Source organism: Stenotrophomonas maltophilia complex sp. Om-AH-Sm3, from assembly GCF_059337855.1.
On the sequence record NZ_JBYBLQ010000014.1, the window covers coordinates 68,317 to 82,717 of the forward strand.

Annotated in this window: 11 protein-coding genes; 5 read left to right on the forward strand and 6 right to left on the reverse strand. The window is 69.1% G+C overall.

What is annotated here, in order from left to right; all coding sequences use genetic code 11:
• The first annotated feature begins 57 nt into the window (after nt 1-57).
• A complete protein-coding gene (locus AC10QF_RS16065; RefSeq protein ID WP_069138197.1) occupies nt 58-441 on the forward strand; it encodes a hypothetical protein in 384 nt (127 codons plus the stop codon).
• Between the two features lie 92 nt (nt 442-533).
• Nucleotides 534-1,079, forward strand: a complete 546-nt coding sequence (locus AC10QF_RS16070) for a glutathione peroxidase (protein ID WP_329915824.1) — start codon at nt 534-536, stop codon at nt 1,077-1,079.
• Nucleotides 1,080-1,164: 85 nt separating this feature from the next.
• On the opposite strand, the gene AC10QF_RS16075 is transcribed toward AC10QF_RS16070, so the two are convergent.
• Genes AC10QF_RS16075 through AC10QF_RS16100 form a run of 6 tightly spaced genes read right to left on the reverse strand, consistent with a single transcriptional unit; the run spans nt 1,165 to nt 5,261 of the window.
• Complete coding sequence (locus tag AC10QF_RS16075) at nt 1,165-2,178, reverse strand: MlaA family lipoprotein (protein WP_494542496.1); 1,014 nt, start codon at nt 2,176-2,178, stop codon at nt 1,165-1,167.
• Between the two features lies 1 nt (nt 2,179).
• Nucleotides 2,180-2,491, reverse strand: a complete 312-nt coding sequence (locus AC10QF_RS16080; RefSeq protein WP_494542497.1) for an STAS domain-containing protein — start codon at nt 2,489-2,491, stop codon at nt 2,180-2,182.
• Nucleotides 2,481-3,143 (reverse strand): MlaC/ttg2D family ABC transporter substrate-binding protein, encoded by a 663-nt coding sequence (locus tag AC10QF_RS16085; protein WP_053496740.1) that lies wholly within the window; start codon nt 3,141-3,143, stop codon nt 2,481-2,483. The genes AC10QF_RS16080 and AC10QF_RS16085 overlap by 11 nt, the downstream gene beginning before the upstream one ends.
• On the reverse strand, nt 3,140-3,664 hold the full coding sequence (gene mlaD, locus AC10QF_RS16090) for an outer membrane lipid asymmetry maintenance protein MlaD (RefSeq protein WP_005411706.1): 525 nt from the start codon (nt 3,662-3,664) through the stop codon (nt 3,140-3,142). Before mlaD ends, AC10QF_RS16085 begins: the two co-directional genes overlap by 4 nt.
• A gap of 59 nt (nt 3,665-3,723) precedes the next feature.
• Entirely contained in the window at nt 3,724-4,473 is a 750-nt protein-coding gene (locus AC10QF_RS16095; RefSeq protein ID WP_005414955.1) for an MlaE family lipid ABC transporter permease subunit, read from the reverse strand.
• Nucleotides 4,473-5,261 (reverse strand): ABC transporter ATP-binding protein, encoded by a 789-nt coding sequence (locus AC10QF_RS16100; protein WP_069138232.1) that lies wholly within the window; start codon nt 5,259-5,261, stop codon nt 4,473-4,475. The genes AC10QF_RS16095 and AC10QF_RS16100 overlap by 1 nt, the downstream gene beginning before the upstream one ends.
• A 189-nt stretch (nt 5,262-5,450) precedes the next feature.
• Here AC10QF_RS16100 and recC point away from each other — a divergent pair, with 189 nt between their 5' ends.
• From recC to recD, 3 genes are read left to right on the forward strand one after another with little or no spacing between them, the layout of a single operon-like run.
• Nucleotides 5,451-8,798 (forward strand): exodeoxyribonuclease V subunit gamma, encoded by a 3,348-nt coding sequence (recC, locus tag AC10QF_RS16105; protein WP_494542498.1) that lies wholly within the window; start codon nt 5,451-5,453, stop codon nt 8,796-8,798.
• The gene (recB, locus tag AC10QF_RS16110) at nt 8,795-12,475 is read left to right on the forward strand and encodes an exodeoxyribonuclease V subunit beta (protein ID WP_494542499.1); all 3,681 of its coding nucleotides are present in this window, start codon (nt 8,795-8,797) and stop codon (nt 12,473-12,475) included. The genes recC and recB overlap by 4 nt, the downstream gene beginning before the upstream one ends.
• Nucleotides 12,472-14,352, forward strand: coding sequence for an exodeoxyribonuclease V subunit alpha (recD, locus tag AC10QF_RS16115; RefSeq protein WP_494542500.1), 1,881 nt, complete (start codon nt 12,472-12,474; stop codon nt 14,350-14,352). Before recB ends, recD begins: the two co-directional genes overlap by 4 nt.
• Nucleotides 14,353-14,401 lie beyond the last annotated feature (49 nt).

The window sequence follows — 14,401 nt, forward strand, 5'->3', positions numbered from 1 at the left end:
TCCCGTGCACCTGTGCCTGGCTATGCTGGGCGCCCTGTGTCCGTGGCGGGTATCGACATGCGCTTGCGCTCCTGTGCCGTTCTTGTCCTGGCTGCGTTGCTGGCCGCATGCAGCAGCGCGCCGCCGATCGCTGATGCGGCCGCCCCCACGCCCGAAGCCAGCGAAGCCTACCGCGAAGCACGTGACGTCGACTGCCAGGCCGCCGGTGGCACCCTGCAGCGGCTCGGCCGGCTGCAGCGCGAGCAATGCGTGATTCCCTATGCCGACGCCGGCAAGGCCTGCAGCCGCAAAAGCGACTGCACGGGCCAGTGCCTGGCCGCAGGCGAGGCAATGGCCGGTGATGTGGCGTCCGGTACCTGCCAGCGTGATGCCAGCCAGAACTTCGGTTGCCGCCAGCGCATCGATGACGGCAAGGCGCAGGGTACGATCTGCGTGGATTGAGGATGCCTGTAGAGCCGAGCCCATGCTCGGCTCTACAACAGCGCGCGCGGCGCTATGCTGGTGGGCCATTCCCGCCGTAGCCGGAGCCCCGCGTGAGCACCCCGATCCAGGACATTCCCCTCACCACCATCGACGGCCAGCCGTCCTCGCTTGCCGACTACCAGGGCAAGGTGCTGCTGCTGGTCAACGTCGCCTCCAAGTGCGGCCTGACCCCGCAGTACGAAGGCCTGCAGGCGCTGTATGCGGAAAAGCACGCGCAGGGCCTGGAAGTGCTGGGCTTCCCCGCCAACAACTTCCTCGGCCAGGAGCCGGGCAGCGAGGCCGAGATCCAGCAGTTCTGCCAGCTCACCTACGATGTCAGTTTCCCGATGTTCTCCAAGATCAGCGTGGCTGGCGAGGACACCCACCCGCTGTACCGGCAGCTGACCGCCGCGCAGCCGCAGTCGATCGGCGAAGGCCCGCTGCGCGAGCGCCTGGCCAGCAAGGAGATCCCGATCCATCCGGCACCGGCGGTGCTGTGGAACTTCGAGAAGTTCCTGGTCGGCCGTGATGGCAAGGTGGTTGCACGCTTCGCCCCGGACGTGGCTGCCGATGACGCGCGCCTGCGCGAAGCCATCGAGGCCGCGCTGGCGGCCTGAGGAAAGCGTGCCAACCGAGGTTGGCACCTACCGGAAAAGAAAAACCCCGCCGAGGCGGGGTTTTTTCATGCACGGGCTGCAGCGATCAGTTGCTCCAGTTGGGCATCGGCATGGCATCGACCGGGATCGGCGAATTGGCATCGTCGTGGCCACGGTCGCGCTTGCTGCGCAGGTCGTTCTCGATCTGGTAGTTGCGGCGCTGCATCCACGCATCGCGCACCAGCGAGTACTCGTCCACGGCGGTGTCGCGCAGATCATCGATCGCCAGCAGCTGTGCGCGGGTGTCGACCAGCTGCAGGCCCTGCAGGCCGATGCGGACCTTGTCTTCCTCGATGCGGCGGATCGGCGACAACGGGATGTCACCGGCCAGGCCGAACACATCGCGCACGGTACGCGGGCCGAAGAACGGCAGTTCCACGTAGCGCGAACGACGCCAGCCCCAGGCTCCCAGGGTCTGGCCGAAATCTTCATTGCGACGCGGCACCATCGCCTTGCTGGCCGGATCGAACAGGCCACCGATGCCCAGCGTGCTGTTCATCAGGAAGCGGCCGAGGCTGTCCCACGCATCGGCACCGCGGCCCTGCAGCAGCTGGTTGGTGATCGTCACCGGCGCACGCAGGTTGCTGAAGAAGTTGCTGACGCCGGTACGCGCGAAACGCGGCACCACGTGGGTATAGGCGGTGGCCAGCGGGCGGGCCACACCGCGGTCGACCGCATTGTTGAACTTGTGGACCTTGCGGTTGAACGGTTCCCACGGATCGTAGGCCGCCGCACTGCCGGTGTTGCCGGTACCACCGTACAGGGCGTCGAAATCATCGTCGCTGGCGGCGGAGGATGCTGCGGTCATCGGTGGGCTGGCCTCTGCGCCCTGCGGCGCAGCTGTCGGCGCCGCAGCGGCAGGCGTCGCCGGGTTGGCCACGGCAGCGACCGGAGCAGTACCGACCACCCCGGTATCGGCCGTTGCGGCCGTCGCTTCGGCAGCAGGGCCGGGCGCGACCACGGTGCTGGCGACCGGTGCGTCGCTGCGCGCGGGCTTGCCGGCACAGGCGGTCAGGGCGGTGGCCAGGAGGATCAGGGGGAAAGCGCGTACGACGTTCATGTCAGCTCGCAGCAGAAGTAGCGTTGAAGTCCAGGTCGGGCGACAGCCGGTAGGCCGCGCTCAGCTCGTTGAAGCCGGCCGGCGCGCCGGAAATGGCCAGCGCATGGCCCGCCTTGCGTGCCCGGGAGGCCAGTTCGGCCAGCAGGGCCAGGCCGGCGCTGTCCACGCGCTCGACCTCGCCCAGCTCCAGCCGCGCCAGCTGGGCTGGCAGGGCCTGCAGTTGTGGCCACAGTGCAATTACCGCGGCACGGTCGAGCACCCCGCGCAGGCGCAGGGTGTCGCCTTCCAGCAGCGCCAGTGCGTTACTTGCCATTGCCCGCCGGCCCGGCCTGCAGGCTGCCGCTGTGCAGCTCGCTGGCCACCTGCTTGATGCCCTTCTGGCGCAAGGGCGTATCGAACTGGTTGCGGAAGGTCTGCACGTAGGAAATGCCTTCGATGTTGACGTCGAAGATCTTCCACTGGCCGTTCACGTTGCGCATCCAGTACTCGACCGGGGTCGGTTCGTTGCCGGCGCGCACCAGTTCGGTGCTGACGCGCACGCCACGGTTGCCCGGCAGCGGGCTTTCACCCTTCAGGCGGAAGCTCGGTTTGCCCTGGATGTTGAGCAGGGTCGAACCGTAGCGCTGCATCAGGCTGTCGGCCATCGCATCGGCGAACAGCTTGATGTCGCCGTCGGAGGCGCCGCGGGCGTGCGGGCCCAGCACCAGGCGTGCCGCATAGTCGCGGTCAAAGGTGCGGTTCAGTTCGCTGTCGATGTAGCTGCGCAGGCTGGCCGGGTTGCTGCTGAACTCGCTGCGGCGCTGCTGCAGCGTGGTGAGAATGCGCGTGCTGGCATCGATCACCACCTTGCCGGCCTGGCCCTGCGCTGCGGCAGCGGCGGGGGCGGCCGCCTGGGCCTGGGCAAGGAACGGGGTGGCCATCAGCAGCGCCGAGGCGAGCAGGGCGGGAATTAGTTTCATTTTCATGGTTGCGGTTCCGTTGCAGGCGCCTGCGCGCCATCGTTGGGCTTCTGGGCAGCGCCACCACCGGCGCCGCCACTGAACATGTACTTGCCGACCAGCTGGATCAGGTCCACCGCCGGCTGGGTGAAGACGATCTCGTCACCGGCCTTCAGCACGTCCGGGTCACCGCCCGGCTGCAGACCGATATAGCTCTCGCCGAGCAAACCACTGGTGAAGATGCCCGCCGAGGTGTCCGCCGGCAGGTCCTTGACCTTGCTGTCCATGCGCAGGGTCACGATGGATTCGAACTTCACCGGATCCAGGTCGATGGAGGCGACCTGGCCGACGGTGACGCCGCCGATCTTCACCGGCGCCTGCTTGCGCAGCTGGCCGACCTGGGAGAAGCGCGCCTTCAGCTCGTAGCCCTGGCTGCCCCAGCTCCAGCGCTGGTTGGTCGAGGCCACGGCCAGCACCATCAGCGAGGCCAGGGCCAGCAGCAGGAATGCGCCGACAGAGAATTCGAGTCTGGGACCGCGGATGGCCATGTGGATTACCTGATCGAGTCGTGGTGGCCGCGCGCGCATGCGCACCGCCGGTGGAGGGGTTAGGTGAACAACATTGCCGACAGCACGAAGTTGAACATCAGCACCAGCAGCGAGGCATTGACCACCGCACGGGTGGTCGCCACCGAGGTGCCCTCGATGGTCGGCTCGGCGTGGAAACCAACATAGGCGGCGACCAGCGCTGCGGTGCCGCCGAAGATCGCCGACTTCAGCATCGCCACGCCGAAGTCGTCCCAGAAATCGACGCTGTTGCGCAGTGCCGACCAGAACACGCCATTGTCCAGGCCCAGCACATGCACCGCTTCGAAGTAGCTGGCGCTGATCGCCAGCGAGCAGAAGATGCCGGTCAGCAGCGGCACGGTCAGCACCGCCGCCCAGAAGCGCGGCGCGACGGCCTTGGCCACCGGGTCGATCGCCATCAGCTCCAGTGCCTTGATCTGGTCGGTGGCGCGCATCAGGCCCAGTTCGGCGGCGATCGAGCTGCCGGCGCGGCCGATGAACAACAGCGCGGTCAGCACCGGCGCCAGTTCCCGGTACAGCGACAGGCCGAGCAGGGTCGACAGCGCGTCGGCCGCTCCGAAGGTGGTCAGCGTGCGGTAGCCCTGCAGGGTCAGCACCAGGCCGACGAAGGCACCACCGACGGCGATGATCGGCAGCGAGCGTGCGCCGATCTTGTAGATCTCGCGGGTCAGCTCGGCCAGGAAATCACGGGTTGGCAGCGAACCACGCAGCACGGTCAGCGAGAACAGGCCGGCGCGACCCAGCGAGCGGGTGGCTTGGACGAACGGCATCAGGCGACCCTCGCGCGCGGCGCGGCATCGAACGGAATGGGGCCATCGGGCTGGCCGTGCAGGAACTGCCGAAGCAGCGGGTCCTGACTGGACTGCAGCGCCTCGGGCGTGCCCTGGAACACGATGCCGCCATTGGCGATGGCGATCACCTGGTCGCAGATCGGCAGGGTCTCGTGCACGTGGTGGCTGACAATGATGCTGGTCAGGCCCAGGCTGTGGTTGAGGCGCTGGATCAGGCTCATGATCACGCCGGAGGCGATCGGGTCCAACCCGGTCAGCGGCTCGTCGTAGATCATCAGTGGCGGATCCAGTGCCAGCGCGCGGGCCAGCGCGACCCGGCGCGCCATGCCACCTGACAGTTCGCGCGGCCAGGCATCGGCAGCGGCCAGCAGACCCACGGCATGCAGCTTCATTTCCACCAGGCGGCGCAGCACGGCGGTCGGCAGGCGGGTATGCGTGCGCAGTGGCAGCGCGACGTTTTCGGCGACGGTCAGATCGGTCAGCAGGCCGTTGCCCTGCAGCAGCACACCCACGCTCTTGCGCATCTCCAGCAGCGCGCCGCTGTCATGCGGAATCGGCCTGCCGAACAGGGTGACCTCGCCGGCGACCGGACGCAGTTCGCCGGTCAGTGCCGCCAGCAGGGTCGACTTGCCACTGCCGGACGGGCCCAGCACGGCCGTGATGCTGCCCTTGGGCACCTGCAGCGACACGTCACGCAGGATCGTGCGCCCGCTCCGGTCGATGCGGACGTTGGATAACTGCACCAGACTGGAGGTGGAGGCCGACATGGGCACCATTAACGTTTTTTAGACATCGAAGGATCGGGCCCATCGGCTGAACATAAGCAGACTGGACGGTCCAGTATTGTGGCACGGCATGACCCTTGCCAGGCCGGGACAATCGGCCGGCAGCGCGGAACAATCCGTACCGGCGATGGGCGGGCCATTGAATACTGCCTGCCGTGCTGCACACTGTGCATGATGAGTGACCCGGGCAGCGATTTCCGCCTCTACCATTCCAACTCCCTGGACGTGCTGGCTGCGCTGCTGGCGCGCAACGTGCGTGTGCCGGTTCCGGGCCAGCCGTTGCTCGCGCCGGAGGTGGTGCTGATCCCGCAGGTGGCGATGCGGCGTTGGCTGCAAGCGACACTCGCTGCCGAATATGGCGTGGCCGCCAACCTCGAGTTCCTGACCCCGGGCGAATTCGTTGCCCGTGCACTCAATGCCAATGTGCCGGGCGAACGCGACGACCTGGACGCGGCGGGCCTGCACTGGAAGCTGTACAAGGCACTGCGTGACCCGGCGCTGCTGGCGCAGCCACCGATGCGCGCGCTGCAGTCCTATCTTGCCGGCGGCGACGCCCTGAAGCCGTGGGCACTGGCCGGTGAACTGGCGTCGGTGTTCGAGAAGTACCAGGCCTGGCGCCGCGACTGGTTGCTGCGCTGGGAGGCCGGCGCCGACCCGGCCGACCCGCAGGCGATCCTGTGGCGCACCATCGCCCATGGCCGCGACTACCGCGCGCGCCGCATCCAGGCGTACCTGGATCGCTTCGAGGGCGCCGGCCAGCCGCTGCCGCAGGGCCTGCCGCCGCGCATGTCCGCGTTCGCAACGCTCAACATCTCGCCCGACGTGCTGCGGGTGATGGCCACCCAGGCGCGGGTGGGCGAGCTGCACTTCTATATGCCCACCCCGGTGCAGTCGTACTGGGGTGACCTGCAGACGCTGGCCGAGCGCCTGCGCAGCGGCGCGCCCGATCCCTTCGGTGAAGCGGCCGGTGAGAACCGGCTGCTGGAAGCCTGGGGAGCGGCCGGGCGCGATTTCATGGCGGTGCTGGGCAGCTACGAGGTGGTGCACCCGGCCGGCGAGATTGCCGCGTATTCGGATCCGGAGGACGACACCCGGCCGACGCTGGCCGAAGGCGGCCTGTCCGACAGCCTGCTGCATCGCCTGCAGCGCGATCTGTTCCACCGTCGCGCACTGCCCTCGGGCGAACTGCGTGATGGGCTGCGCAGCGACGACCCCAGCCTGCAGGTGCATGCCTGCCACACCCGGCTGCGCGAGCTGCAGGTGCTGCACGACCAGCTCAGAAGCCTGTTGCAGGACCCGCGCTTCGACCCACCGCTGCAGGCGCGCGAGATCGCGGTGCTTGCACCGGACATCGATCCCTATGTGCCGTACCTGGAAGCGGTGTTCGGCGGCCGCGGCGGCGAGGACGAGCACATTCCCTACGCGCTGGCCGACAGCAGTCCGCTCGCGGGCGAGCCGCTGGCCGATGTGTTCGTGCACCTGCTGGGCCTGCCGGTATCGCGCTTTGGCCTGAATGAAGTGCTTGACCTGCTGGCCAGCGCGCCGCTGGCCGAAGCGGCCGGACTGGAGGCGGTGGACTTCGATCGGCTGCATGGCTGGCTGCAGCAGGCCGGCGCACGCTGGGGCCTGGATGCGAAGCACCGCAACCAGCACCAGGCGCCGGCCGACGACGCCTACACCTGGCAGTTTGCACTGGACCGCCTGGTGCTCGGTCACGCCACCGGCAGCGAGGCGGACCTGGCCGGCGTGGCGCCGTGGATCGAACTGGAAGGCGGCGCGCTGGAAGCACTGGACCGGCTGCTGCGGCTGCTGCGCGTGCTGGCGGTCTACCAGCGTCGCCTCGGCGAGCTGCTGACCCCGGCGCAGTGGCGGCAACGGCTGCTGTCGCTGCTGGACGCGCTGCTGCCGACTGCGCCCAGTTCACCCAACAGCCAGCGCGCCCTGGAGCGGCTGCGCAAGCTGCTGAACCAGTTCGCCGACGATGCCGCCAAGGCCGGTTTCGAAGACGGCGTGCCGCCTGAGGTGGTGCGTTCGCACTTCGCCGGCGTACTGGGCGAGGCCGATACGCGCGCGCCGCTGCTGACCGGTGGCATCAGTTTCGGCCGCATGGTGCCGATGCGCCTGCTGCCGTTCCGGGTGATCTGCGTGCTCGGTCTCAACGACGGCGATTTCCCGCGCCGTGACCCGGCCGCGGGCCTCAACCAGCTCACCGCCGAGCTGGACACGCCGCGCCGCCGCCCGGGCGATCGCTCCACTCGCGAAGACGACCGCTTCCTGTTCCTGCAGCTGTTCGCCGCCGCGCAGGAGGTGTTCTACCTCAGCTACCTCGGCGCCGATCCACGCGATGGCAGCGTGCGTGAGCCGTCGGTGCTGGTCAGTGAACTGATCGATGCCGCCGCCGCGTATCACCTCGATCCGCCTGCGGCGGTCCGCGACTTTACCGTGCGCCATGCACTGCAGCCGTTCTCACCGGCGGCGTTCGGAGAGGGTGATCCACGCCGCTTCAGCTATCGGCGGCAATGGCATCCCGCTGCCGGCCGCCTCACCGGCCAGCGTGGTGGCCTGCAGCCGTGGTTCGATGCCCCGCTGCCGCCGCCGCCCGACGATGCCGTGGAAGACGAGCTCGCGCTCGACACCCTGCGCCGCTTCCTGTGCGACCCGGCTGGGCAGTTCCTCGCACAGTCGCTGGGCCTGCGCCTGGCCGACGATGCCGGGGAAGTTGATGACCTGGAACCGCTGGTGCTGTCATCGCGCGGCCCGGAAAAGCGCAGCGTGCAGGCGGCGGTGGTGCGCGCCACGCTCAGCGGTGATACCGAGCCGTTGTACCCGCGGCTGCGCGCGCGTGGCCTGTTGCCGTCCGGTCCATTGGGCCAGCGCCAGTTCGAGGTGGAGCAGCTGAAGACGCGTCCGTATGCCAGTGCGCTGCTGGGCTGGATGCAGGGCGAACCATTGGAAAGCCGTCGCTACGAAGTGGACATCGATGGCGTGCGCCTGCACGGCCGCGTGGCCGATCGGCATCCCGAAGGCCTGGTGCGGCTGCGCGCCGGCACGCTCAATGGCAATGCAGTGATCCGCCAGGGCCTGGACTGGCTGCTGGCCAACGCCGCCGGCGACGCACTGCCCCTTGTGCAGTTCCACGATGGCGGCGACGCCGGTCCCGGCCCGCATGTACTGCCGGCACTGAGCGCGCCTGCTGCACGCGCGGCGCTGCGCGCGCTGCTGCAGTTGCGCCAGCGCGGCCTGCGTGAGCCGCTGCGCTTTGCCCCGTATACCGGCTGGGTGCTGTACAACGCGCCGGCAGAGAAACAGCGCAGCGAGGGCTGGAAGCAGTGGCATGGCAGCGACCGCAGCTGGGGTGAATCCAGCAGCGACGCCTGGCAGCTGCTGCTGCGGGGTGCCGACCCGTTCGCCTCCGATGCCAGCTATGCCGACCTGCTGCGCAACAGCCAGGTGGTCTTCAGCGCGGTGCGCGAAGGCCGCACCCTCGGCGCCGAAACGCGCCAGGAGGGCAGCGCATGAGCCCCGCCTTCATCGATGAGCGAGCCCAGTGCATGGCGGTCGATCCCTATCTGGCCCTGCCGCTGGATGGCATCCGCCTGATCGAAGCCAGTGCCGGTACCGGCAAGACCTTCACCCTGGCTACGCTGTTTACCCGCCTGGTGGTGGAACAGGGCCTGCGCATCGGACAGATCCTGGCGGTGACCTTCACCGATGCGGCTACCCAGGAACTGCGCAAGCGCATCCGCGAGCGCCTGGCGCTGGCGGCGCGACTGGTCGATCTGGAACCGGTCGAAGGCGAAGCGCCGGACGTGCGGCTGACCCGCGAGGTGCTGCTGCGGCATCTGCAGGGAGGTACCGAGCGCGCCGCCGCACTGAAGCGCCGCCTGCAGGTCGCCGCCGATGAGATCGACCTCGCGTCCATCTTCACCATCCACGGCTTCTGCACCCGCGTGCTGCGCGAGCATGCGCTGGAAAGCGGCCACACGTTCGATCCACCGGAGCTGCTGGCCAGCGACCGTGAGTTGCTGGAAGCGCTCGCGGCCGACCTTTGGCGGGTACATGCCAATGACCCGGCCACGCTGGAACCGCTGACCTGGCTGTGGTCCACCCCGGACGCACTGGCCGCCGATCTGCGCGCGCTGCTGGCCGCGCCGCCGCTGCACCCGTTGCCACAGGCGGTGGCGCTGCCCGATCCGCAGGCCGCCCTGCAGAGTGTTGCCGAAGAGCTGTCCGCAAGCGTGCGCGAGCATGGCGAGCAGTTCTTCATCGACCTCTGCGATGCGGTCGACAACAAATGGATCAACGGCGTGTCCTACAAGCTGGGCTGGCTGCACCCGCTGGGCCGGCAACTGCTGGGCTGGGCCGAGCGCGCCGACCCGCGCGAGCTGCTGACCAGCGAGCGCCTGCCGGCACTGCTGCCGGAGGCGCTGGCAGCCAAGACCAACAAGAAATTCGCCGAGCGCACGCCATCGTCGCCATTGCAGGCGCCGTTGGCCCGCTATGTCGCGCTTCTGGCCGAACGCGATGCCTGGCTGCGTGCCACCGCGTTGAACTTCCTGCACGTGCTTCGCGACGAAGCCAGACAGCGCCTGCAGGCGCTGAAGCGCACCCGCCGGGTGCAGACCTACGACGATCTGATCGATGGCGTGGCACTGGCCCTGGAAGGCCCGCAGCGGCTGGCACTGATCAAGCAGCTGCGCGCGCAGTACCGCATCGCGCTGGTCGATGAGTTCCAGGATACCGACGACCGTCAGTGGGGCATTTTCCACACCGTGTTCGGCGATTCACCGGAGGTGCGCGAGCTCGGCCTGGCACCGGCGCTGTTCCTGATCGGCGATCCCAAGCAGGCGATCTACGGTTTCCGCGGCGGTGATATCCACACTTACCTGAAGGCCAAGCGGGTAGCGCAACAGGCGCCGGTGCTTGACCAGAACTTCCGCTCGCGACCGGCCGTGCTGCGCGCGCTGCAGGCGCTGTACGACAACGGTGGCGAAGACGCCTTCCTCGAGCGTGGCATCCAGTTCGAGCCGGTGCGGCCCGGTGGCGTGCGCAGCGATGCGGACTACCAGCGCGATGACCATGCCGCCCCGGCACTCACCCTGCGCGTGCTGCGCAGTGGCGGTGACAAGGCGATGAGTGCCGATGCCTCGCGCGAAGCAGCGACCCAGGCCTGTGTGGCGGCGATCCACCAGATCCTGGTCGCGGCACGTGCAGGCAGTGCTGTTCTGCGTGGGCGCCCGGTACAGCCGGGTGACATCGCGGTGCTGGTGCGCTCGCATCGCGAGGCCACGCTGGTGCAGCGCGCGCTGGCCGCGGTCGGCATTCCTGCCGTGGCAGCGGGCAAGCAGAGCCTGTTCGCCACCAGCGAAGCGCGTGATCTGCGTGCACTGCTGCTGGCGCTGCTGCAGCCGGCTGACGAGGGCCGCCTGCGCGCGGCGCTGGCGACGGTGCTGCTCGGCCAGCGCGCCAGTGCGATCGCGGCGATGGAGCGCGAGGGCGACCTGCAACGCGGGTTCCAGGCGCAGCTGCTGCATTGGCGCGAGCGCTGGCAGCGCGGCGGCCCGTTCGCGGTGATCGCCGACGTCTGCGCCGCACAGGGCGAACGCCTGCTGGCGCTGATCGATGGCGAGCGCCGCCTGACCAACTACCTGCAGCTGGGCGAACTGCTGCAGGAAGCCTCGGCGCAGGCGCTGGGCATGCACGGCCTGCTGGACTGGCTGCAGGGCCAGATGGCCAGCGCCGACCAGGATGACGAGCAGCAGTTGCTGCGCCTGGAATCGGATGCGCGCCGCGTGCAGATCATCACCCTGCACAAGAGCAAGGGCCTGGAGTACCCGCTGGTGTTCCTGCCCTTCGTGGGCATCGACGGCGGTGCGCCCAACACCGCCTCGCACTGCACGGTGCATGTGGGCGGCCAGCGCCAGCTGCACTGGAAGCTGGGCAAGGACGAGGCCTGGGAAGCGGCCACTGCGCAGCGCGAGCGCGAGCAGCGCGCCGAGGATGCGCGCTTGCTGTATGTCGGCCTGACCCGCGCCGAGCACGCGCTGTGGATCGCCGTGGGTGATCTGGCCGGGCTCGGCAGGACGCGGCTGGCACCGCTGCTGGGTGACCTGCAGGCGCTGCGCGCGCATGCCGATGTGCGCATCGATGACAGTGAGGTACCGGCTGCGCTGCCGCAGCTGGCGGCCGAAGTGGAAGGGGATCTTCCGGCGGTGCGTGCACTGACCCGGCGCGTTCCGCACGACTGGTGGGTGTACAGCTTCACCCAGCTGGCCCACGCCGATGCCGGCGCGGGCAGTGACATCGAAGCCGCTGCCACCGCGCTGCCGGCGCCGGCAGCCGACGAACCCACCGGCCCGGAGCTGCCGCTGGAACCGGCACTGCCGGAAGCCGCCGCGGCGGCCGAGGACAGTGCGCCGCTCGACCCGCGTTTCATGGGCAGCCGCTTCGGCAACGTGCTGCACGAGGCAATGGAAAACGTCGACTTCGCCGCATGGGCTGACTGGCAACCAGGCCGGAAAGCTCCCGAGGGCCAGGCCGAGGTGCTGCGCAAGGCGCTGCACGATGAGGGCTATGCCGACGTCGATCTGGACGATGGCGTGGCGGTGCTGGTGCCGCTGGTGGGCCACACGCTGACCGTACCGCTGCCCGAAGGCGGTGCGCTGCACAGCCTCGGTGAAGGCGAGCGCCGCGCCGAAATCGACTTCCATTTCGCCATCGAGGCGACCACCGTGCCGGCGCTGCTGCAGGTGCTGCATGCGCATGGTGTTTCCAGTGGCCGCCGCGGCTTCGGCCAGCGCCGCCGCCTGGAGGGGCTGATGACCGGCATGATCGACCTGACCTACGTGCGTGATGGCCGGTGGTACGTGCTCGACTACAAGTCCAACCGCCTGCCCGGCTACAGCCCGGACCTGCTGGCCATTGCCATGCGCCACAGCGAATACGATCTGCAGGCGCTGATCTACACCGTGGCCCTGCATCGCTGGCTGCGCTTCCGCTTGGGCGCCGCCTACGACTACGAGCGCGACATGGGCGGCATCCGTTACCTGTTCTGCCGCGGCCTGGATGGCACGGGCAACGGCGTGCACGTGGATCGTTTCCCGTTCGCGCTGGTGGATGCACTCGACGCGCTGTTCGCCGGCGGCGAGCAGGCCCAGGCCCAGCTCGCCGCGCGTGCCCGTGGAGCCAGCGCATGAGCCTGCTGAAGGAACTGCATCAGAAGGGCCTGCTGCGTACCCTCGACCACGCATTGGCGACCAGCCTGCAGCGGCTGCGCGACGACACGCCCGACAGTGTGGCACTGGCGGCGGCGCTGGCTTCGCTGGCGGTGTCCCAGGGCCACGCCGCGTTCGATCCGGCACAACCGCAGCGGTTGCTGGAAGGCGTGCCCGAGTGGCCCGCCGCGCAGGCCTGGCTGGCGCAGCTGCGCGCATCGCCATGGGTGGCCACACCGGAGCAGGCTGACGCCATCGCCGGGGATGCCCCCTTGGTGCTGGAGAACGGGCTGCTGTACCTGCGCCGCTACCGCGAGTACGAGCGCCAGTTGGCCACCGGTCTGCAGCGCATCGGCCGGCATCCGCTGCCGGCGCCGGACATGGCAGCGTTGGCGCCATTGTTCGCGCAGCTGTTCCCGCACGCATCGCACGGCGAAGATCACCAGGCACGCGCAGCCGGCGTGACGCTGCGCCATCCGCTGGCGCTGGTCACCGGCGGCCCCGGCACAGGCAAGACCACGACCATCGCACGCCTCTTGCTGCTGCTGGCCGCGCAGGCCCGGCACGCCGGCCAGCCGCTGCCCGAGGTGGCGCTGGCCGCGCCCACCGGTCGCGCCGCCGAGCGGATGGCCGAGAGCCTGCGGCAGGCCGTGCAGCGCTTGCAGGAGCACGGCGTGGACCCGGCGCTGTGCGCGGCATTGCCCAGTACCGGCACCACCCTGCATCGCCTGCTCGGCGTGATCCCGGATTCGCCGCGCTTCCGCCACCACGCCGACAATCCGCTGGCGGTGGACGTGGTGGTGGTCGACGAAGCGTCGATGATCGATCTGCCGATGATGGCCAAGCTGGTCGATGCAATTGCCAGCGGCACCCGCCTGATCCTGCTCGGCGATCCCGATCAGTTGCCGTCGGTCGAAGCCGGTGATGTGCTCAGCGCGATCCTGCGCGCCAGCGGCGATGGCATCGGCACCCGCGCCGACGATGCGCTGGCGCTGCATGGCCTGCTGGCACAGGCCACCCTGCAGCCGCAGGCCGCACCACGCGCCTTCGCCGGCCGTCGCGTGCAGCTGCAACGCGGCTACCGGCAGAGTGATGCGCTGGACCTGGCACCGCTGGCGCATGCCGTGCGTGAAGGTGACAGCCGCACTGCATTGCAGCTGCTGCGCGGTGGTGGATTGGCTGGCGTGCACTTCCACGAAGGTGAGGCGGACCCGCTGCGTGGCCAGCGTGAGCACCTGCTGGGCCACTGGCGTGCACTGGCCGAGGCCGCGGATCCGGTACGTGCCCTGCAGCAGGCCGGTCGCCTGCGCGTGCTGACCGCGCTGCGCGAAGGCCCGCAAGGTGCGCGCGGGCTGAACAGCCGTATCGAGCAGCTGCTGGCCGGCAATACCCCGGGCTACTTCCAGGGCCGCCTTCTGCTGGTCACCGAGAACAGCTACCGGCACCGCCTGTTCAACGGCGACATCGGTATCTGCCTGCGCGACGACAGCGGCGCGATCGTGGCCTGGTTCCCGGGCGACACCGTCGAGCAGCCACGCGCCTTCCACCCGGCCGCACTGCCCGCGCACGAAAGCGCCTTTGCGATGACCGTGCACAAGGCACAGGGCTCGGAGTTCGATGAAGTGTGGTTGCAGCTGCCACGCCAGGACAGCCGCGTGCTGTCACGCGAACTGGTCTACACCGGCCTGACCCGCGCCCGCCAGGTACTGCATGTGGCCGGCAGCGCCGACGTGCTGCAGGCCGCGTTGAAGCGGCACGCCAGCCGCTTGGGCGGCCTGGCCTGGCGGTTGGGTGCGGAAGACGTGGTTGAAGCACCAACGCGTGTCGAACAGCCCACGGTGCAGGGCACCTTGTTCTGAATCGGGGTCGGATCCCGTTCCCATCGGGAACGGGCTCTGACCCCATCGC

Excerpts from the sequence above, each read along its gene's own strand:
- AC10QF_RS16065 (WP_069138197.1), top strand. The coding sequence starts at position 58 with ATGCGCTTGCGCTCCTGTGCCGTTCTTGTCCTGGCTGCGTTGCTGGCC.
- AC10QF_RS16075 (WP_494542496.1), bottom strand. The coding sequence starts at position 2,178 with ATGAACGTCGTACGCGCTTTCCCCCTGATCCTCCTGGCCACCGCCCTG.
- AC10QF_RS16080 (WP_494542497.1), bottom strand. The coding sequence starts at position 2,491 with ATGGCAAGTAACGCACTGGCGCTGCTGGAAGGCGACACCCTGCGCCTG.
- AC10QF_RS16085 (WP_053496740.1), bottom strand. The coding sequence starts at position 3,143 with ATGAAAATGAAACTAATTCCCGCCCTGCTCGCCTCGGCGCTGCTGATG.
- mlaD (WP_005411706.1), bottom strand. The coding sequence starts at position 3,664 with ATGGCCATCCGCGGTCCCAGACTCGAATTCTCTGTCGGCGCATTCCTG.
- AC10QF_RS16095 (WP_005414955.1), bottom strand. The coding sequence starts at position 4,473 with ATGCCGTTCGTCCAAGCCACCCGCTCGCTGGGTCGCGCCGGCCTGTTC.
- AC10QF_RS16100 (WP_069138232.1), bottom strand. The coding sequence starts at position 5,261 with ATGTCGGCCTCCACCTCCAGTCTGGTGCAGTTATCCAACGTCCGCATC.
- recC (WP_494542498.1), top strand. The coding sequence starts at position 5,451 with ATGATGAGTGACCCGGGCAGCGATTTCCGCCTCTACCATTCCAACTCC.
- recB (WP_494542499.1), top strand. The coding sequence starts at position 8,795 with ATGAGCCCCGCCTTCATCGATGAGCGAGCCCAGTGCATGGCGGTCGAT.
- recD (WP_494542500.1), top strand. The coding sequence starts at position 12,472 with ATGAGCCTGCTGAAGGAACTGCATCAGAAGGGCCTGCTGCGTACCCTC.